The sequence below is a fragment of the Kitasatospora sp. NPDC059673 genome (assembly GCF_042734215.1).
Classification (GTDB): domain Bacteria; phylum Actinomycetota; class Actinomycetes; order Streptomycetales; family Streptomycetaceae; genus Kitasatospora.
Genome location: NZ_JBHWEN010000014.1, coordinates 76,657 through 94,500, shown reverse-complemented (window position 1 = coordinate 94,500; position 17,844 = coordinate 76,657). Strand labels below are relative to the sequence as shown.

General features: G+C 72.0%; 18 protein-coding genes and 1 pseudogene. 16 read left to right on the top strand and 3 right to left on the bottom strand.

The genetic code is table 11. The features are described 5' to 3' along the window. Positions 1-201 precede the first annotated feature (201 nt). The gene (locus tag ACFV18_RS18230; RefSeq protein WP_380484301.1) at positions 202-1,065 is read left to right on the top strand and encodes a hypothetical protein; all 864 of its coding nucleotides are present in this window, start codon (positions 202-204) and stop codon (positions 1,063-1,065) included. 53 nt (positions 1,066-1,118) lie between these two features. Here ACFV18_RS18230 and ACFV18_RS18225 read toward each other — a convergent pair whose 3' ends face one another. Both ACFV18_RS18225 and ACFV18_RS18220 read right to left on the bottom strand, forming a co-directional pair. Further along, entirely contained in the window at positions 1,119-2,282 is a 1,164-nt protein-coding gene (locus tag ACFV18_RS18225) for an NADH-quinone oxidoreductase subunit D (RefSeq protein WP_380484299.1), read from the bottom strand. Positions 2,283-2,296: 14 nt separating this feature from the next. Next, entirely contained in the window at positions 2,297-3,298 is a 1,002-nt protein-coding gene (locus ACFV18_RS18220; RefSeq protein ID WP_380484297.1) for an SAM-dependent methyltransferase, read from the bottom strand. Between the two features lie 105 nt (positions 3,299-3,403). Here ACFV18_RS18220 and ACFV18_RS18215 point away from each other — a divergent pair, with 105 nt between their 5' ends. From ACFV18_RS18215 to ACFV18_RS18145, 15 genes and pseudogenes are all read left to right on the top strand, one after another. Beyond that, a complete protein-coding gene (locus tag ACFV18_RS18215) occupies positions 3,404-4,627 on the top strand; it encodes a sensor histidine kinase (protein WP_380484295.1) in 1,224 nt (407 codons plus the stop codon). A gap of 14 nt (positions 4,628-4,641) precedes the next feature. Beyond that, positions 4,642-5,331 (top strand): response regulator, encoded by a 690-nt coding sequence (locus ACFV18_RS18210; protein ID WP_380484491.1) that lies wholly within the window; start codon positions 4,642-4,644, stop codon positions 5,329-5,331. A gap of 151 nt (positions 5,332-5,482) precedes the next feature. Continuing rightward, positions 5,483-6,397: a Rossmann-like and DUF2520 domain-containing protein gene (locus ACFV18_RS18205; protein ID WP_380484293.1), complete on the top strand. Its 915-nt coding sequence runs from the start codon at positions 5,483-5,485 to the stop codon at positions 6,395-6,397. Next, positions 6,397-7,302 carry a pantoate--beta-alanine ligase gene (panC, locus tag ACFV18_RS18200; RefSeq protein ID WP_380484292.1) on the top strand — a complete coding sequence of 302 codons (906 nt, stop codon included), beginning with the start codon at positions 6,397-6,399 and terminating at the stop codon, positions 7,300-7,302. Before ACFV18_RS18205 ends, panC begins: the two co-directional genes overlap by 1 nt. A gap of 62 nt (positions 7,303-7,364) precedes the next feature. Beyond that, a complete protein-coding gene (gene panD, locus ACFV18_RS18195) occupies positions 7,365-7,814 on the top strand; it encodes an aspartate 1-decarboxylase (protein WP_380484291.1) in 450 nt (149 codons plus the stop codon). Between the two features lie 16 nt (positions 7,815-7,830). Next, positions 7,831-9,444, top strand: a complete 1,614-nt coding sequence (locus ACFV18_RS18190) for an L-aspartate oxidase (protein WP_380484289.1) — start codon at positions 7,831-7,833, stop codon at positions 9,442-9,444. A 62-nt stretch (positions 9,445-9,506) separates the two neighbouring features. After that, complete coding sequence (nadC, locus tag ACFV18_RS18185) at positions 9,507-10,478, top strand: carboxylating nicotinate-nucleotide diphosphorylase (RefSeq protein ID WP_380484286.1); 972 nt, start codon at positions 9,507-9,509, stop codon at positions 10,476-10,478. A 23-nt stretch (positions 10,479-10,501) separates the two neighbouring features. Beyond that, the gene (locus ACFV18_RS18180) at positions 10,502-11,296 is read left to right on the top strand and encodes a type III pantothenate kinase (protein WP_035863765.1); all 795 of its coding nucleotides are present in this window, start codon (positions 10,502-10,504) and stop codon (positions 11,294-11,296) included. Positions 11,297-11,426: 130 nt separating this feature from the next. Next, positions 11,427-12,119 carry a hypothetical protein gene (locus ACFV18_RS18175; RefSeq protein ID WP_380484283.1) on the top strand — a complete coding sequence of 231 codons (693 nt, stop codon included), beginning with the start codon at positions 11,427-11,429 and terminating at the stop codon, positions 12,117-12,119. A gap of 230 nt (positions 12,120-12,349) precedes the next feature. Beyond that, complete coding sequence (locus tag ACFV18_RS18170) at positions 12,350-14,077, top strand: hypothetical protein (RefSeq protein WP_380484281.1); 1,728 nt, start codon at positions 12,350-12,352, stop codon at positions 14,075-14,077. Between the two features lie 134 nt (positions 14,078-14,211). Beyond that, positions 14,212-15,777: pseudogene (gene lysX / locus ACFV18_RS18165) on the top strand (bifunctional lysylphosphatidylglycerol synthetase/lysine--tRNA ligase LysX); the annotation flags it as partial. Positions 15,778-15,781: 4 nt separating this feature from the next. Further along, entirely contained in the window at positions 15,782-15,943 is a 162-nt protein-coding gene (locus ACFV18_RS18160) for a hypothetical protein (RefSeq protein WP_380484279.1), read from the top strand. A gap of 105 nt (positions 15,944-16,048) precedes the next feature. Continuing rightward, on the top strand, positions 16,049-16,441 hold the full coding sequence (locus tag ACFV18_RS18155; RefSeq protein ID WP_380484277.1) for a BlaI/MecI/CopY family transcriptional regulator: 393 nt from the start codon (positions 16,049-16,051) through the stop codon (positions 16,439-16,441). Positions 16,442-16,452: 11 nt separating this feature from the next. Beyond that, positions 16,453-16,980: an amino-acid N-acetyltransferase gene (locus tag ACFV18_RS18150; protein ID WP_380484275.1), complete on the top strand. Its 528-nt coding sequence runs from the start codon at positions 16,453-16,455 to the stop codon at positions 16,978-16,980. A gap of 104 nt (positions 16,981-17,084) precedes the next feature. Beyond that, positions 17,085-17,441, top strand: coding sequence for an Lsr2 family protein (locus tag ACFV18_RS18145; RefSeq protein WP_380484273.1), 357 nt, complete (start codon positions 17,085-17,087; stop codon positions 17,439-17,441). Positions 17,442-17,455: 14 nt separating this feature from the next. Here the strand turns inward: ACFV18_RS18145 and ACFV18_RS18140 are convergent, their stop codons facing one another. Continuing rightward, positions 17,456-17,818 carry a hypothetical protein gene (locus tag ACFV18_RS18140; RefSeq protein WP_380484271.1) on the bottom strand — a complete coding sequence of 121 codons (363 nt, stop codon included), beginning with the start codon at positions 17,816-17,818 and terminating at the stop codon, positions 17,456-17,458. Between the last annotated feature and the right edge of the window lie 26 nt (positions 17,819-17,844).

Sequence of the window (17,844 nt, the reverse complement as noted above, 5' to 3'; positions counted from 1 at the left end):
GCTCGTGCGCCCGACCTACCCCCGGCTGGGCCATCCTAGAGCCGCGCACGGCCACCGCCGCCCGGCCTGCGGCCCTTTTCACAGCCGTTTCACCTACGCCGCCCACCGAGAGCCCCGGAAAACCGTCCAACCCCGGCAAGCCCGTCCAAAAGCGGCGATGCCGCACCGCGCCCACCGGGGCCCAGGCCATACCCTTGCCGGGTGGCACCAGCTGAGAGCGCGAAGAACAAGAAGTCCAAGAAGTCCGGCAAGGCAGGCAAGGCCGGCGGGGCGGCCAAGGCCCCGGTCGTCGACCTGGCGATGCCCACCGTCCGCGAAGTCGCCCTCGACTTCCCGCGCGCCTGGGTCGAGTTCACCGACCCCACCGACGAGGACCAGGTGTTCCGCTGCGACCTCACCTGGCTCACCTCCAAGTGGGGCTGCATCTTCGGCAAGGGCTGCCACGGCATCCAGCCCGGCCGCGGCGCCTCCGACGGCTGCTGCACCCTCGGTGCCCACTACTCCGACGAGGACGACGAACAGCGCGTCACCGGACACGCCGCCCGCCTCACCCCCGACATCTGGGAACACCACGCCGAAGGCACCGACGCCAAGGGCAGGATCCGCCGCGACGGCGGCATCACCATGCTCGACGAGGACGGCGACCGCCAGACCCGCCGCGTCAACGGCGCCTGCCTCTTCCTCAACAGCCCCGGCTTCCCCGGCGGCGCCGGCTGCGCCCTGCACGTCCTCGCCCTCCGCGAGGGCCTCGAACCCCTGGAGACCAAGCCCGACGTCTGCTGGCAGCTCCCGATCCGCCGCACCTACGACTGGATCGACCGCCCCGACGACACCCGCTACCTCCAGGTCTCCATCGGCGAGTACGACCGCCGCGGCTGGGGCCCCGGCGGCCACGACCTCCACTGGTGGTGCACCAGCTCCCCCGAGGCCCACAACGCCGCCAAGCCCGTCTACGTCTCCTACCGCCCCGAACTCATCGAACTCATGGGCCCCGAGGCGTACGCGACTCTCGTCACCCTCTGCGAAGCCCACAACCCGCGACTGGCACCGCACCCGGCCGACTGATCGAGGGGGAACGGCGGGAGCCCCTTCCGTTCCCCTTCGCCTGCCGAAGGGTTCTACTTGTCGATGTCCCCGACCACGAAGTACATCGACCCCAGAATCGCCACCATGTCCGCCACCAGCGTCCCCGGCAGCAGTTCCGTGAGCGCCTGGATGTTGTTGAACGAGGCCGACCGGAGCTTCAGCCGCCAGGGCGTCTTCTCCCCGCGCGACACCAGGTAGTACCCGTTCACCCCGAGCGGGTTTTCCGTCCAGGCGTACGTCTCCCCCTCGGGTGCCTTGAGCACCTTGGGCAGCCGCAGGTTGATCGGCCCGGAGGGCATTTCCGCCAGCCGGTCCAGGCACGCGTCCGCCAGCGCGAGCGCGTTCTCCGTCTGGTCGAGCAGGCACTCGAACCGGGCCAGGCAGTCCCCTTCCTCCCGCACTGGCACCCGCAGGACGTCCTGCAGTTCCCCGTACGCGAGGTACGGCTCGTCCCGCCGCAGGTCGAAGTCGACGCCGCTGGCCCGCGCGATCGGCCCGGTGACGCCGTAGGCATGCACGTGTTCGGGCGAGAGCACGCCGATCCCGGCCGTCCGGCCGCGGAAGATCTCGTTGCCGAGCACCAGGTCCTCGAAGACCGGCAGCTGCGAGCGAACGACGCCGACGGCCGCCCGGACCCGGCCGAGCCAGCCGGCCGGCAGGTCCTCCTTCAGGCCGCCGACCCGGTTGAACATGTAGTGCATGCGGCCGCCGGAGGCTTCCTCCAGCACGTGCTGGAGCTCTTCCCGGCCGTTGAAGGAGTGGAAGATCGGCGTGATGCCGCCCAGCTCCAGGGGGTACGAGCCCAGGAACATCAGGTGGTTGAGCACCCGGTTCAGCTCGGCCAGCAGGGTCCGCAGCCAGACGGCCCGCTCGGGGACCTCCATGCCGAGCATCCGCTCGACGGCGAGCACCACACCGAGCTCGTTGGCGAAGGCGGACAGCCAGTCGTGCCGGTTGGCCAGCATGATGATCTGCCGGTAGTCACGGGCCTCGAAGAGCTTCTCCGCGCCGCGGTGCATGTAGCCGATCACAGGTTCGACGGAGCTGATCCGCTCGCCGTCGAGGACGAGCTTCAGGCGCAGCACGCCGTGGGTGGACGGGTGCTGGGGGCCTATGTTGAGCACCATGTCGGTGCTGCCGGGCTCCCCGGGGAGCGTCTGCGCGCCCGGGCCGATGCCGACCGTGGTCTCCGTCATGGCCGTCGACTCCTTCATGAGGGGAGAGTCTGCCATCCCGGCAGTCCCGCGAGCTCGTCCGGTACCGGCATGCGGACGGCCTGGACCAGCCAGTGGAACGCGCCGAGCCCGGCCGGGTCGGTGAGTTCGGCGGCCTCCCCGGCCCCGCCCAGGGCCCGCAGGTAGCCGGCCGGGTCGGTGCTGGCGAGCGCGAGCGGCGGGCGGGCGCCGCTGACGCCGAGTGCGTGCAGGGCGGCGCGCTGGGTGGTGAGGACGGTCGGGTGACCGGGGACGGCGGCGGCGTCGAGGGCGACGTGCGCGGTCAGGTCGCAGCTGCCGTCGGGGACGGGCGTGGTCTCGCGGCCGTCCCGGAAGCCGGTGAGGGTGCCGAACGGCGGGCGGGTGTCACGGGTGTGCGCGTAGTCCACGGCCACCGCGAGGCCCCGCTCCAGGGCACCGACCGCTGCGGCCCAGGCGGCGTCCCGGGGCCCGCCCAGCTCCACCCGCTCCCCGGGCCACCACCGGGAGGCCCACGCCGCGTCGTCCGCGTCGAGCAGCTCGCCGAGCCGTTCCTCGCCGTCCGGGGCGACCTCGATGTACCGGAGCCGGCCGTCCTCGTCGCGTTCGGCGAGGTCCAGGGGGACGTTGTCGAGCCACTCGTTCGCGAACAGCAGGCCGGTGACGCCGGACGGCGGCTCGGGGCCCCAGCCGATGCCGGCGGGCAGGCCGGCGGGGCGGTCGGCGAGTTCGACGGCGTGGAACGCGACCCGGGCGCGCAGCTCGGCGGGCAGCGCGTCGCGGACGGCGACGGTGAGTTCGCCGCGGCCCGCGCCGACGTCCACGAAGCAGAGCCGGGCCGGCGAGCCGAGCGCGGCGTCGACCCCTGCCAACAGGCGGGCCACCGCGCCGGCGAACCGGGCGGAGGCGTGCACGGAGGTGCGGAAGTGCCCGGCCGGACCCTCCGGCCTGCGGTAGAAGCCGCCGTCGGGCCGGTACAGCGCGTGTTCGATCGCGGGCCGCCACCGCATCCATGTCATAGCGGGCGACGTTACCGGGAGGCAGGGATCTCCACCCTGGGGAGTAGCACCGGATCGCTCTCCCGGCGGACCTGAACATGCCGTCCGACTCCCTAGGCTGGACCTGTGCATCGACTCAACGCCTGGCTCCGCCGACACCCCATGGTGGTCGATTCCGCCTGGGCACTGATGGTGCTGTTCCCGGGCGTACTCGTGGCGCTGGACCAGGTCGGGCCCGACGGGATGCGGATCACCGGGGCCGAGAAATTCCTGGCCGTCGCGGTCGCCATGGTCCTGCCCGGGCTGATGGTGGTCCGGCGGCGCTGGCCCGACGTCACCACCGCGGCGGCCGTCGCCATCGGTCTCAGCCAGATCGCCCTCGTGATCGAACCCGGCGCGGCCAGCATGGCCTACCTGGTGTTCGCCTACACCGGCGCGGCCTTCGGCCGGCGCTGGACGGCCCGGCTGGCGCTGGTCGCCAGCCTGATCGCCGGGCCGCTCACGGTCTGGCGGCTGATGCCGACCGGCGACGGCGGCCCGAACGACACCTTCGCCAAGAAGGTCCTGGTGGCCGCGCTGATGACCACCCCGTTCGTGCTGTGCTGGGCGTGGGGCCGGCTGACCCGGGTCCGCCGCGCCTACCTGGTCGAACTGGAGGACCGGGCCGCCCGGCTGGAACGCGAACGGGACGCCCAGGCGCAGGTCGCGGTCGCCGCCGAGCGCGCCCGGATCGCCCGCGAGCTGCACGACGTGGTCGCGCACAACGTCTCCGTGATGATCGTCCAGGCCGACGGCGCCGCGTACGTCATGGACTCCTCCCCGCAGCAGACCAAGGAGGCGCTCAGCACCATCGCCTCCACCGGCCGCCAGGCGCTCGCCGAGATGCGCCGCTTGCTCGGCGTGCTGCGCACCGCCGACACCACCGGCGAGTACGTGCCGCAGCCCGGCGTCGAGGAACTCCCCGACCTGCTCGAACAGGTCCGCACCGCCGGCCTGCCGGTCGAGTACACCGCCACCGGCGAGGTCCGCGAACTCCCCCGCGGCCTGGAGCTGACGGTCTACCGGATCGTCCAGGAAGCCCTCACCAACGTCCGCAAGCACGGCGGCCCGGACGCCAGTGCCAAGGTCGCCGTCGACTTCCGGGACGGCGACCTGGAGGTCCTGGTCGAGGACGACGGCCGCGGCAGCACCCACGAAAAGCTCGCCGCCGGCGGCACCGACGGCCTCGGCCACGGCCTGATCGGCATGCGTGAACGGGTCGGCATGGTCAGCGGAAGCCTGGACGTCGGGCCCCGGCCCGGCGGCGGTTTCCGGATCAGGGCCGTCCTCCCCCTCAAAGTGGCCAAATGAAGGAGACCCGAGCGATGCCGATCCGCGTGATGCTGGTCGACGACCAGGAACTGCTGCGAACCGGCTTCCGGATGGTGCTGCAGTCGCAGGGCGACATCGAGATCGCCGCCGAGGCCGGCGACGGCCAGCAGGCACTCGACGTGCTGCGCACCGCCGAGGTCGACGTGATCCTGATGGACGTCCGGATGCCCCGCCTCGACGGCGTCCAGGCCACCCGCCGGATCTGCCTCGACGACCGCGGCACCCCGATCGAGGGCGCGCCGCGAGTCCTCATCCTCACCACCTTCGACCTGGACGAATACGCCTTCGCCGCACTCAAGGCGGGCGCCTCCGGGTTCCTGCTCAAGGACGTGCCGCCGACCGAACTGGTCGCCGCGATCCGCGCCGTGAACGGCGGCGACGCGGTGGTCGCGCCCACCACCACCCGCCGCATGATCGACCGCTTCGCCGAGGTGCTGCCCACCCCCACCGCGACGCCCGGCTCCGCCGTCCTCGGCCCGCTCACCGAACGCGAACGCGAGGTCTTCCTGCTGGTCGCCCAGGGCCTCTCCAACGGCGAGATCGCGGCCCGCCTGGTCCTCTCCGAAGCCACCGTCAAGACCCACGTCGGCCGCATCCTCGCCAAACTCAGCCTCCGCGACCGTGTCCAGGCCGTCGTCCTCGCCTACGAGAACGGCCTCGTCCGCGCCGGCGAAACCCCCTGACGTCCCTGCCCCACCGACCCACCACCAACAGCACACCCGCAGCCCCCCACCCCCTCCCCTTCCCTGCCGGGCCACGGGCGGGAGGGTGGGCGCGGCGGCCCCGTACCATTGAGCGGTACGTCTGGTACCCGCCGAGGACTGGAACGGAAGAGTGCTGCACGACTTCGGAGATCCCTCCGACCCCGGTAACCGCCCGGCCCGGCTCACTGTCGGTGTGGTCGGGGCCGGCCGGGTCGGTCCCGCCCTGGGTGCGGCCCTGCAACTGGCCGGCCACCGGGTGGTCGCCGCGTCCGGTGTGTCCGCCGCCTCGCGGCGTCGCGCCGAGGCCCTGCTGCCCGGCGTCCGTCTGGTGACGCCGCCGCAGGTGATGGCGGCGGCCGACCTGGTGCTGCTGACCGTCCCGGACGACGCCCTGCCCGATCTGGTGAGCGGTCTGGCCGCGACGGGCGCCGTGCGTCCGGGCCAGATACTCGTCCACACCTCGGGTGCCCATGGCGTGGCGGTGCTGGAGCCCGCGACCCGCAAGGGCGCGCTGCCGCTGGCGCTGCACCCGGCGATGACGTTCACCGGCACCTCGGTGGACGTGGCCCGGCTGGCCGGCTGCCCGTTCGGTGTCACCGCGCCCGAGGAGCTGCGTCCGGTCGCCGAGGCGCTGGTGGTGGAGATGGGCGGCGAGCCGTCCTGGATCCCGGAGGACGTCCGGCCGCTGTACCACACGGCTCTCGCGCACGGCGCGAACCACCTGGTCACGCTGGTCGCGCAGGCGATGGAGCTGCTGCGCACGGCGGGTGTCGCCGAGCCCGGCCAGATGCTCGGCCCGCTGCTCGGCGCGGCCCTGGACAACGCCCTGCGCTCCGGCGACCTGGCGCTGACCGGCCCGGTCGCCCGGGGCGACGTGGGCACGGTGCGCAAGCACCTGGACCGACTCGCTACGGTGACCCCGGACATCGGCCAGGCGTACCGGGCGATGGCGAAGGCGACCGCGCAACGGGCGGTCGCCAACGGATCGCTGAAGCCGGAACCGGCGGCAGCGCTGCTGGACGTACTGAACGAGGAGAAGCACTGATGGCACGCGACAGGCGCCCGGCGAAGGCCCCGAAGGCGGCGAAGGTCCGCAAGGCGGTGCTGACCCGCACCGTGGAGGAGTTCGAGGCCGCGTTCTGGCCGGACGAGCAGCCGGTGGACAACGCCGTGGTGATGACCATGGGCGCGCTGCACCAGGGCCACGCGGCGCTGGTCCGGGAGGCCCGCCGCCAGGTCGGCAAGGACGGCCGGGTGGCCGTCACGGTGTTCGTGAACCCGCTGCAGTTCGGCGCCGGCGAGGACCTCGACCGCTACCCGCGCACCCTGGACGCGGACGTCGCGCTCGCCGAGGAGATGGGCGCGGACGTGGTGTTCGCCCCGTCCGTGGACGAGATGTACCCGAACGGCGAGCCGCTGGTGCGCCTCTCGGCGGGCCCGATGGGCGAGGGCTTCGAGGGCGCGTCCCGCCCCGGCCACTTCGACGGCATGCTGACCGTGGTCGCCAAGCTGCTGCACATCACCGACCCCGACTTCGCGGTCTTCGGCGAGAAGGACGCCCAGCAGCTGGCGATCATCCGCCGGATGGTCGCGGACCTGGACTTCGACGTGGAGATCGTCGGCGTCCCGACCGTCCGCGAGGAGGACGGCCTGGCGCTGTCCTCCCGCAACCGTTTCCTCTCCGACGAGGAGCGCGCCCAGGCGCTCGCCCTCTCCCGCGCCCTGTTCGCCGGCCGTGACGCCGGTGCCCAGGGTGCCAAGGCCGTCCGCGAGGCGGCCGCCGCCGTGCTGGACGGCGCGGACGGCATCTCCCTCGACTACCTCGCCCTGATCGATCCGATGTCCTTCACCGAGGCGCCGGACGACTACCGGGGCGAGGCGGTGCTCGCGCTCGCGGCCAAGGTCGGCTCGACCCGGCTGATCGACAACGTGAGCATCATCGTCCGATAAGCACTGCGTCGTCCGACAAGTACGGCTGCAGCCCCGGCATGCACTCAGAGAGGCGTGACCACATGCTCCGCACCATGCTCAAGTCCAAGATCCACCGTGCCACCGTCACCCAGGCCGACCTGCACTACGTGGGATCGGTGACGGTCGACGAGGACCTGCTCGACGCCGCGGACCTACTCCCCGGCGAGCTGGTCCACATCGTCGACATCAACAACGGCGCCCGGCTGGAGACCTACACCATCGCGGGCCCGCGCGGCTCCGGCGTCATCGGCATCAACGGTGCCGCCGCCCGGCTGGTCCACCCCGGCGACCTGGTGATCCTGATCGCATACGGGCAGATGGACACCGCCGAGGCCAAGGCGTACCTGCCGAAGGTGGTGTTCGTGGACGAGCACAACCGGATCACCGGCCTGGGCGGCGACCCCGCGGACGCCCCCGAGGGCAGCGGACTGCTGCGCGGTGACGCCGCGTACCGTGGGGCGGACGGCGCGGCCGTCGCCGCCGCGCACTGAAGGAGCAGCTGAAGCCATGTCGCACCGCCTGACCGCCCCCGCCCCCGGCTGGACCACGAGCACCGACGTGGTCGTGGTCGGCTCCGGCGTGGCCGGACTCACCGTCGCGCTCAACGTCCGCAAGGCCGGCCTGCGGGCCATGGTGGTCACCAAGGCGATGCTCGACGACGGCTCCACCCGCTGGGCCCAGGGCGGCATCGCCGCCGCCCTGGGCGAGGGCGACACCCCGGAGCAGCACCTCCAGGACACCCTGGTCGCCGGGGTCGGGCTGTGCGACGAGGACGCCGTCCGGACGCTGGTCACCGAGGGTCCGGACGCGGTGCGCCGACTGATCGAGGTGGGCGCCGAGTTCGACCTCGACGAGGACGGCGAGATCGTCCTCACCCGCGAGGGCGGCCACCACCGCCGCCGGATCGCGCACGCCGGCGGCGACGCCACCGGCGCCGAGATCGAGCGCGCCCTGGTCGCCGCCGTCGAGGCCGACCCGGGCCTCGAACTCATCGAACACGCCCTCGTCCTGGACCTGCTCACCGACGCCGGCGGCCACGCCTCCGGCGTCACCCTGCACGTGATGGGCGAGGGCCAGCGGGACGGCGTCGGCGCGATCCTGGCCCGCGCCGTGGTGCTGGCGTCCGGCGGCATGGGCCAGGTGTTCTCGGCCACCACCAACCCGGCGGTCTCCACCGGCGACGGCGTGGCACTCGCCCTGCGGGCCGGCGCCGAGGTCACCGACCTGGAGTTCGTCCAGTTCCACCCCACCGTGCTGTTCCTCGGCCCGGACGCGCAGGGCCAGCAGCCGCTGGTCTCCGAAGCCGTCCGCGGCGAGGGCGCGCACCTGGTGGACGCCGACGGTGTGCGCTTCATGATCGGCCAGCACGAACTCGCCGAACTCGCCCCGCGCGACATCGTCGCCAAGGCCATCACCCGCCGGATGAACGCCCACGACACCCGGCACATGTATCTGGACGGTCGGCACTTCGGCGCCGAGATGTGGGAGAACCGCTTCCCCACCATCCTGGCCGCCTGCCGCAGCCACGGCATCGACCCGGTCACCGAGCCGATACCGGTCGCCCCGGCCGCGCACTACGCCTCCGGCGGCATCCGCACCGACCTGCACGGCCGCACCACCGTCCCCGGCCTGTACGCGTGCGGCGAGGTCGCCTGCACCGGCGTGCACGGGGCCAACCGCCTCGCCTCCAACTCGCTGCTCGAAGGCCTGGTGTTCGCCGAACGGATCGCCGCCGACCTGGCCGAACTGGCCGAGGCCGGGCAGCTCCCCGCCCGCACCGTGGACGCCGACGCCGCCCAGGCCGCCACGCCGGTGCCGCTGCTGCCCGCGGAGAGCCGCGGCGCGATCCAGCACCTGATGTCCACCGGCGCGGGCGTGATCCGCTCCGCGGACTCGCTGGCCGCCACCGCGAAGGGCCTGGCGGCCCTGCCCGACCCGGCCCACCCCGCCTCCCCCTCCGTCGAAACCTGGGAAGCCACCAACCTCCACCAGGTCGCCACCGCCCTCACCGCCGCCGCCACCCTCCGCGAGGAGACCCGCGGCTGCCACTGGCGCGAGGACTTCCCCGACCGCGACGACACCCACTGGCACCGCCACATCACCCACCCCGTCAGCAGCTGACGTTCCGCCCGCCCCGTTCTTTCGCGCCCCCGGTTTCGCACCCACCTCTTGGAGCCTCACCCATGTCCCACGACGAACTCCCCCTCCTGCCCACCGAGTCCGACGGCTGTGGCGACGGCTGTGCCTGCGGTGACGGCGAGGTGTACGAGACCGGGCTCGACCCGGCGCTGGCCGAGCTGCTGGAGGCGGCCGGCCTGGACCCGGTCGAGGTGGAGGACGTGGCGATGATGGCCCTGTCCGAGGACCTGGCCGGCGGCGAGGACGTCACCTCGGTGGCGACCGTCCCCGCCGAGGCCGTCGCCACCGCGGACTTCACGGCCCGTCAGGCGGGAGTCGTCGCGGGCCTGCGGGTCGCCGAGGCGGTCGTCTCGCTGGTGTGCGAGGACGAGTTCGAGGTCGAGCGGCACGTCGAGGACGGCGCGGCGGTCGAGGCCGGCCAGGTGCTGCTCTCGGTGCGCAGCCGTACCCGCGACCTGCTCACCGCCGAGCGTTCCGCGCTCAACCTGCTCTGCCACCTGTCCGGCATCGCCACCGCGACCCGCGCCTGGACGGACGCCCTGGAGGGCACCAAGGCGGTGGTCCGGGACACCCGCAAGACCACTCCGGGCCTGCGCGCGCTGGAGAAGTTCGCGGTCCGCGCGGGCGGCGGCGCCAACCACCGGATGGCGCTCTCGGACGCGGCGCTGGTCAAGGACAACCACGTGGTCGCCGCCGGCGGCGTCGCCGAGGCGTTCAACGCCGTCCGGGCCGCGTTCCCGGAGCTGCCGATCGAGGTCGAGGTGGACACCATCGACCAGATCACCCCGGTGCTGGAGGCCGGCGCGGACCTGATCCTGCTGGACAACTTCAGCACCGAGCAGCTGCGCGAGGCAGTCGCCCTGGTCGCGGGCCGGGCGAAGCTGGAGGCTTCCGGCGGCCTGACCCTGGCCACCGCGCGCGAGGTCGCGGAGACTGGTGTCGACTACCTGGCCGTCGGCGCCCTGACGCACTCCTCGCCGATCCTGGACATCGGCCTGGACCTCCGCAGTTCCTGACCCTTCCAAGCAGAAAGCGCCCCATGCTCCTCACCATCGACGTCGGCAACACCCAGACCACGCTCGGCCTGTTCGACGGCGAGGAGATCGTCGAGCACTGGCGGATCTCCACCGACCCGCGCCGCACCGCCGACGAAATGGCGGTGCTGCTCCAGGGGTTGATGGGCGCCCACCCGATCGTCTCGGCGGACGACCGGGTGGCCGGCCTGGCGATCTGTTCCTCGGTGCCGGCGGTGCTGCACGAGCTGCGCGAGGTGACCCGCCGGTACTACGGGGACGTGCCGGCGGTGATCGTGGAGCCGGGCGTGAAGACCGGCGTGCACGTGCTGATGGACAACCCGAAGGAGGTCGGCGCGGACCGGATCGTCAACGCGCTGGCCGCCAACCACCTGTACGGCGGGCCGTGCATCGTGGTCGACTTCGGCACCGCCACCACCTTCGACGCGATCAACGCGCGCGGCGACTACGTGGGCGGCGCGATCGCCCCGGGCATCGAGATCTCGGTCGACGCCCTGGGCGGCCGCACCGCGATGCTCCGCAAGATCGAGCTGGCCCGCCCGCGCAACGTGATCGGCAAGAACACCGTCGAGGGCATGCAGTCGGGCATCCTGTACGGTTTCGCCGGGCAGGTGGACGGCCTGGTCAACCGGATGGCCAAGGAACTGGCCAAGGACCCGAACGACGTCCAGGTGATCGCCACCGGCGGCCTGGCCCCGCTGGTCCTCGGCGAGGCCGATTCGATCGACGTGCACGAGCCGTGGCTGACCTTGATCGGCCTGCGTCTGATCTTCGAGCGCAACCGCCCGGCCACCGCCTGAGGGCCGCTGACGCCCGGTCGGCCGCCATTGGACCGCCGACCGGACGTCAGATGCACCATCTCATAGGCCAATCGGGACAAACACGTCCTCAATCGCCATAAGTCGGACGTACGGCACGTACTGTCGAGCCATGCCAACGCCACACGGATCGCGCGGCGGCATGGCCTTCAGCGCCGACGAAGTCCGGGTGCTGCGCCGTGCCCTCGCCCAAGCCCTCTATCCGGCCGCGCCCGACCGGCTCCCGATGCCCACCGCCAGCGGCGAACTGTGGGCCGAGGACGTCCAGGACGCGCTTCGGCTCACCGAGGCCATCGACGAGGCGGTCCAGGAGGGCGGGCGGCTGCGCGCGTTCCTGCTGGCCGACCTGGGCCGCTACCGCGCCGCCCTGCCCGGCAGCGCGGGCGGCTACCTGGAACGGCTGGAGGAGGCCGTCACCGACGGCTACCTGCCCACCGCCGAGGACCTCTCCGCCCTGCGCGCCTTGTCCCGCCAGCCGTGCGGCCCGCCCGAACACGCCCGCCGCTCCCGGCTCGCCGGACGCTGCCACGCACTCGCCGAGGCGGAGGTCCGCGAACGACTCTCCCTCGGCTCCGGGCAGCGGCACCTCGCCGCCGTACCGAGCCCCGCGTCCGAACCCCAGCCCGCCATCCCAGTTGGAGGACGGTTCCCGATGAGCGACCAGCACCCGCAGCCCCCCGCCGATCGCCCCCGGCCGCGCCGGATGCCCACCCCCGCCGAACTCTTCGGCCGCCGCACCCGCCCCGCCCCCGAACCGCCCACCGACACCGACCAGCCGGAACTCGCCACCGGCACAGACGGCTGACGGCCAGTCAACTGCCTTGAGCCCCCTCCCCGGAGGGGGCTCTTCGCGTTGCCCGCTGGAGATGTGTCGACATGGTGAGGCACCCACGGAGGAACAAGGGTCAAGATTTGACAACAGGTTCGAGCGATAGCGGCGGCCGCGTCCCGAACTGTCCGAAATAACACCGCATCGATGGCCGGAATCCCCCCTATCGTCTGGGCCGGTCGCATCCGAAAGATCGAAGGATCATCGTGGGGAATTCGCGCATCACGCGTCCGGCCGCCCTCGCCGCACCGGTGGCCGCCGCCGCAATCCTGGCTCTCACCTCGACGCCCGCGCTAGCCGCGGACGAGCTCCAGTTCGACGTCCCGTCCGCCGTCTCCGTCCCGGCCGTCCCCGACAGCGGCGACGCCACCGCGTACCAGCTGATCTTCAACTCGCTCGGCACGTTCACCGGTTCCAGCGCCCGGGACATCGTCTACACCTACGACGCGACCGGCCTGGCCGGCATCGCCGCCTTCGCGCCCGACACCGAGTCGGGCGCGAAGTGCACTTCGGCGGGACAGGTCTTCACCTGCACCTACCGCCAGTACCCCTCCCAGCAGCACCCCGACTTCAGCCACCAGTTCCACCCCGTGCTGACGGGCCTCAAGGGCGCGCCGCAGGGGACGGCCGGCCACCTGAAGATCAGTCAGGGCTGGGTCGACGGCCCGATCACCAGCACCGACGTCGCGGTGTACGCGGGCGGCCCGAAGCTGGAGTTCAAGACCGGCGCGGACCAGGGCCACAAGTTCGACGGCGGCAAGCCCGGCTCCACCATCAGGCAGCCGCTGGAGCTCACCAACAACGGCACCCTGGCCAGCGGCCGGCTGGTGATCGCCGCCCAGCTCTCCCCGGGCCTCAAGTTCAAGCAGCACTACGCCAACTGCTCGTACGGCAAGCCCGTCGACACCAGCGGAACGTTCGGCCTCACCGAGGCGGCCATCTGCACCATCAACACCTCGGTCAAGCCCGGCCAGACCGTCACGGTCGCCCCGATGGAGATCGCTGTCGGCGCCGACGCGCTCTACCCGGACGTCGAGTACCAGGCCCTGCCGGGCGAGTACGACAGCGAACTCCAGTACCTGCACCGGGGCTACACCTTCACGCCCGCCACCAACAGCGGCACCCGCCTCGTCACGGACGTGCCGGAGCAGGAAGGCACCAAGCCCGGCCCGCCGAACGTCGGCCCGTACTCGCGCAGCGCGGTGATCCTCCAGTACCGGGTCGACAGCCACGCGGACCTCTCGTCCTGGGCGGTGTGGGTCCCCACCGACGGCGGTAAGAAGGGCATCCTGAAGGTCAGGGCGCACAGCGACGGCCCGGCCTCGGTCGGCTACCTGCGCAGTGGCAGCCCCGTCGCCGAGTTCCTCCTGACGCCGCCTTCCGGGGTCACCGTCGCCGGCAAACTGCCCGACGGCTGCTTCGTGCGCGACCAGCACCCGGACGTCGTCGCCTGCAACCTTCCGGAGTGGCTGGCCGGCGGCGAGGACAAGGTCTTCGACGTGCCGCTCGCGGTCTCCGCTCCGGCCACCGGTCCGGTGGTCGCCATCGCGCTGACCACCGCGCAGGGCGGGTCGGAGAACAGGGTCGAGCCGCTGCCGTACGACACCAATAACGCCAACAACTCGATCACGCTGGCGCTCGGCACCGCCGCCACCACCGCCGAGCCGAGCCCCCCGAGCACCGGGTCGGGCGGCGGGCAGTCCACCCCGCCCGCCGGCTCCGGCCCGACCGGTTCGGCCTCGGCCTCGGCCGGCCGGGCGACCCCGACCGCCAGTGGCAGCGCCTCCTCGCACGCCGCCACCAGCGGCGACCTGGCGTCCACCGGCAGCGAGGGCACCGGCACCATGCTCGGGCTGGGCCTGGGCGCCATCGTGGTGGGCGGCGGCGTGATCGCCGTGGTCGCCCGCCGGCGCAGGACCGGCGCGCACAACTGAGTCGACGTCAGGGCTCCCCGGGCCGCCCCGTCGGCGGCCCGGGGATCCGCCGTGGCCGGGGGGCGGGGGCGTGCGGCGCGATATCCCGTGGCGGAAGTGCCCGTGAGCCTGGCTACCCTGGTGGGGTGAGCGATCAGAGCACTCTCCCCGCGACCGACGACCTTCCCGAGCAGATGCGCGTCCGGCGCGAGAAGCTGGACCGGCTGCGGGCCGCCGGCATCGACCCGTACCCGGTCGGCTTCCCCCGCACCTCGACCATCGCCGAGCTGCGCGACAAGCACCCGGACCTGGCGCCGGACACCGCGACCGGCGAACGGGCGGGCATCACCGGCCGGGTCATCCTGGCCCGCACCGGCGGCAAGCTCTGCTTCGCCACCCTGCGCGACGGCTCCGGCGACCTCCAGGTGATGCTGTCCCTGGACAAGCTGGGCGAGGAGCGGCTGGCCGCCTGGAAGGCCGACATCGACCTCGGCGACCAGGTCGGCGTCGAGGGCGAGGTGATCACCTCCCGCCGCGGCGAGCTGAGCGTGATGGTGGACCGCTGGGAGCTCACCGCCAAGTGCCTGCGCCCGCTGCCGGACAAGCACAAGGGCCTGACCGACCCGGAGGCCCGGGTCCGCCAGCGCTACGTGGACCTGATCGTCAACCCCGAGGCGCGCGAGATGCTGCACCTGCGCACCCGGGTGATCCGCTCGATCCGCCGCACCTACGAGGACCGCGGCTACCTCGAGGTCGAGACCCCGATGCTGCAGCCGATCCACGGCGGCGCCAACGCCCGTCCGTTCAGGACGCACATCAACGCGTACGACATCGAGCTGTACCTGCGGATCGCGACCGAGCTGTACCTGAAGCGCCTGGTGGTCGGCGGCGCCGAGAAGGTCTTCGAGATCAACCGGAACTTCCGCAACGAGGGCGCGGACGCCACCCACAACCCGGAGTTCACCGCCCTGGAGTCGTACGAGGCGTACGGCGACTACGACACCCAGGCCGAGCTGATCCGGGCGATCATCGTGAACGCCGCGCGGGACGCGCTGGGCACCACCGTGGTCAAGGGCCTGGGCCCGGACGGCACCGAGCACGAGATCGACCTGGCGGAGCCCTGGCAGGAGGTCTCGGTCTACCCGGGCATCTCCGCCCACCTGGGCACCGAGGTCACCCCCGCCACCTCGGTGGACGAGCTGCGCAAGCTCGCCGACGCGGCCGGCATCCCGTACGAGAAGGAGTGGGGCCACGGCCAGATCGTCCTGGAGATGGTCGAGCGCCTGCTGGAGCACCACGCGATCAAGCCGACCTTCATCAAGGACTACCCGACCGAGGTGTCCCCGCTGACCCGCCAGCACCGCTCGATCGAGGGTGTCGCGGAGAAGTGGGACCTGGTGATCTTCGGTACCGAGATCGGCACCGCCTACTCCGAACTGATCGACCCGGTCGAGCAGCGCGCCCGCCTGACCGCGCAGTCCCTGCTGGCGGCCGGTGGCGACGTCGAGGCGATGCAGCTGGACGAGGACTTCCTGCGCGCCCTGGAGTACGCGATGCCGCCCACCGGCGGCCTCGGCCTGGGTGTGGACCGCCTGATCATGCTGCTGACCGGCAAGAACATCCGCGAGACGGTGCTCTTCCCGCTGGTGAAGCCCGAGAAGGCCGGGAAGGCGGAGAAGACCGCCGAAGCCGACGAGGACACCGAGGACACCGAGGAGTAGACCCATGGAGTACGTCAGCGCGCTCGTCCCGCCCCTGGTCATGGCGATCGGTTTCGCCTTCCTGGTGCGGGCCATCATCCGCAGCCAGGGCGGTGCCCAGAAGGCCAAGGAGGACGCCGCCGCCGAGGCGATGGTGACGGCTTCCTCCACCTCCTCCACCGAATAGTCCGATCACCGGCCGGCGCGCCGTTCCCTCTTTCGGGGAGCGGCGCGCCGGTCTGTTTGCCATTTGCCGCCCTTTGTCCGATTCGGTCCTATCCTGGGCCGCACTATGGTGCGGCCACTCGGAGAACTCGAGAACGACATCATGACCCGGGTGTGGCAGTGGAACCGCCCGGTCACCGTTCGAGAGGTTCTGCAGGATCTGCGTTCGGAACGTGAAATCGCGTACACAACGGTGATGACGGTGCTCGACAAGCTCTATCGAAAGGGCTGGGTGCGCCGGGAGCGCGCGGGGCGCGCATACCGATATGAGCCGGTGTCCTCGCGCGAGGCTTACACCGCCGCGCTGATGAACGATGCCTGGGCGACGAGTGACAATCCGGCCGCGGCCCTGGTGCACTTCTTCGGGATGATGTCGCCGGAACAGCGCGAGTGGCTGCGCGACGCTCTCCGAGTGTCCGGTGTCGATACCGAGGAGACCCGCCCGCCCGGGGCACGATAACGTTCCCCGGCATGGAGGTCACCATCCGCCGTGCGCGGACCACCGACGTACGCGCCGTTCGCCGGCTCATCGACACGTACGCCCGCGACGGCATTCTGCTCGACAAGCCGACCGTCACACTGTTCGAATCCGTCCAGGAGTTCTGGGTCGCCGAACGCGACGAGGACGGCCGCGTGGTGGCCTGCGGCGCACTGCACGTGATGTGGGAGGACCTGGCCGAGGTGCGCACCCTCGCGGTCGATCCGATCTGCAAAGGCCTCGGCATCGGGCACCAGCTGCTGGACAAGCTGCTGGAGACGGCACGCTGGCTCGGCGTCCGTCGGATTTTCTGCCTGACGTTCGAGGTGCCGTTCTTCTCGAAACACGGCTTCGTCGAGATCGGCGAAAACGACGATCGTACGGCAGACCCGGCGGTCGTGGCCACAGAAGTCTATGAAGAACTTCTGCGCTCGTACGACGAAGGTGTCGCCGAGTTCCTCGACCTGGAGCGGGTGAAGCCGAACACACTGGGCAACTCGCGCATGCTGCTGCACCTCTGATCCAGCTCTGCGGGCACGACGGGCGGCACAGGGGTTTGTGTTTTCCGGGAAAAGGCGCTTTCCTTTCACTAGGCAATGGACCGTTATCGCGGAAAGGGAAGCCCGTGGCACAGAGGGTTCAGGTCATTCTGGAAGACGATCTCGACGGTGGCTCCGCGGACGAGACGGTGACGTTCGCCCTGGACGGCGTGGCCTACGAGATCGACCTGAAGAGCGACAACGCGGACAAGCTCCGCGGCCTGCTTGCCCCGTACGTCGAGAAGGGCCGCAAGCAGAGCGGTCGGCTGACCGCCCCGCGGCGCGGCGGCACCCGGGGCGCCGGGCGCTCCGCCTCCTCGGCCGGTGGGGCCGACACCGCCAAGATCCGTAACTGGGCGAAGGAGAACGGCTACCCGGTCAACGACCGCGGCCGGGTTCCGAGCAACGTGCGCGAGGCGTACGAGAAGGCCAACGCCTCCTGAGGCGTCCGGCTTCATCACCGCGCGGGCGGCAACCCCAGTCGCTCCCGCGCACAGGCGTCCGCCAGGGCGTCCAGCAGGCACAGCAGGTCGGGCGAGCGCAGGTCCAGTGCGGGCCGCTCGGAGCCGGCCCGCAGCCAGTCGGCGGTCCGCGGTTCGGGCACCCGGGGCTCTCCCGGGTGCGCCGTGACGGCGTCGATCGGCAGCCGCAGTTCGGGGCCCCAGCCGAGCCAGCCCAACAGGTCGGGCACCGGCTCGGCGGCCCCCGGGGCGAGCAGGAAGGCGGCCCGGCCGCCGTGTCGCAGCACCGGTCCGGTGGTGCGGCCGAGCCGGTCGAGGCGGCCGAGGGCGGCCAGTGCGGGCCGCAGCGGTGCGATCACCCGGTCCGCTCCGGACCGACCGATCC

Excerpts from the sequence above, each read along its gene's own strand:
- panC (WP_380484292.1), top strand. The coding sequence starts at position 6,397 with ATGGCACGCGACAGGCGCCCGGCGAAGGCCCCGAAGGCGGCGAAGGTC.
- ACFV18_RS18190 (WP_380484289.1), top strand. The coding sequence starts at position 7,831 with ATGTCGCACCGCCTGACCGCCCCCGCCCCCGGCTGGACCACGAGCACC.
- ACFV18_RS18150 (WP_380484275.1), top strand. The coding sequence starts at position 16,453 with ATGGAGGTCACCATCCGCCGTGCGCGGACCACCGACGTACGCGCCGTT.
- ACFV18_RS18180 (WP_035863765.1), top strand. The coding sequence starts at position 10,502 with ATGCTCCTCACCATCGACGTCGGCAACACCCAGACCACGCTCGGCCTG.
- nadC (WP_380484286.1), top strand. The coding sequence starts at position 9,507 with ATGTCCCACGACGAACTCCCCCTCCTGCCCACCGAGTCCGACGGCTGT.
- ACFV18_RS18175 (WP_380484283.1), top strand. The coding sequence starts at position 11,427 with ATGCCAACGCCACACGGATCGCGCGGCGGCATGGCCTTCAGCGCCGAC.
- ACFV18_RS18160 (WP_380484279.1), top strand. The coding sequence starts at position 15,782 with ATGGAGTACGTCAGCGCGCTCGTCCCGCCCCTGGTCATGGCGATCGGT.
- ACFV18_RS18155 (WP_380484277.1), top strand. The coding sequence starts at position 16,049 with ATGGTGCGGCCACTCGGAGAACTCGAGAACGACATCATGACCCGGGTG.
- ACFV18_RS18210 (WP_380484491.1), top strand. The coding sequence starts at position 4,642 with ATGCCGATCCGCGTGATGCTGGTCGACGACCAGGAACTGCTGCGAACC.
- ACFV18_RS18220 (WP_380484297.1), bottom strand. The coding sequence starts at position 3,298 with ATGACATGGATGCGGTGGCGGCCCGCGATCGAACACGCGCTGTACCGG.
- ACFV18_RS18225 (WP_380484299.1), bottom strand. The coding sequence starts at position 2,282 with ATGACGGAGACCACGGTCGGCATCGGCCCGGGCGCGCAGACGCTCCCC.
- panD (WP_380484291.1), top strand. The coding sequence starts at position 7,365 with ATGCTCCGCACCATGCTCAAGTCCAAGATCCACCGTGCCACCGTCACC.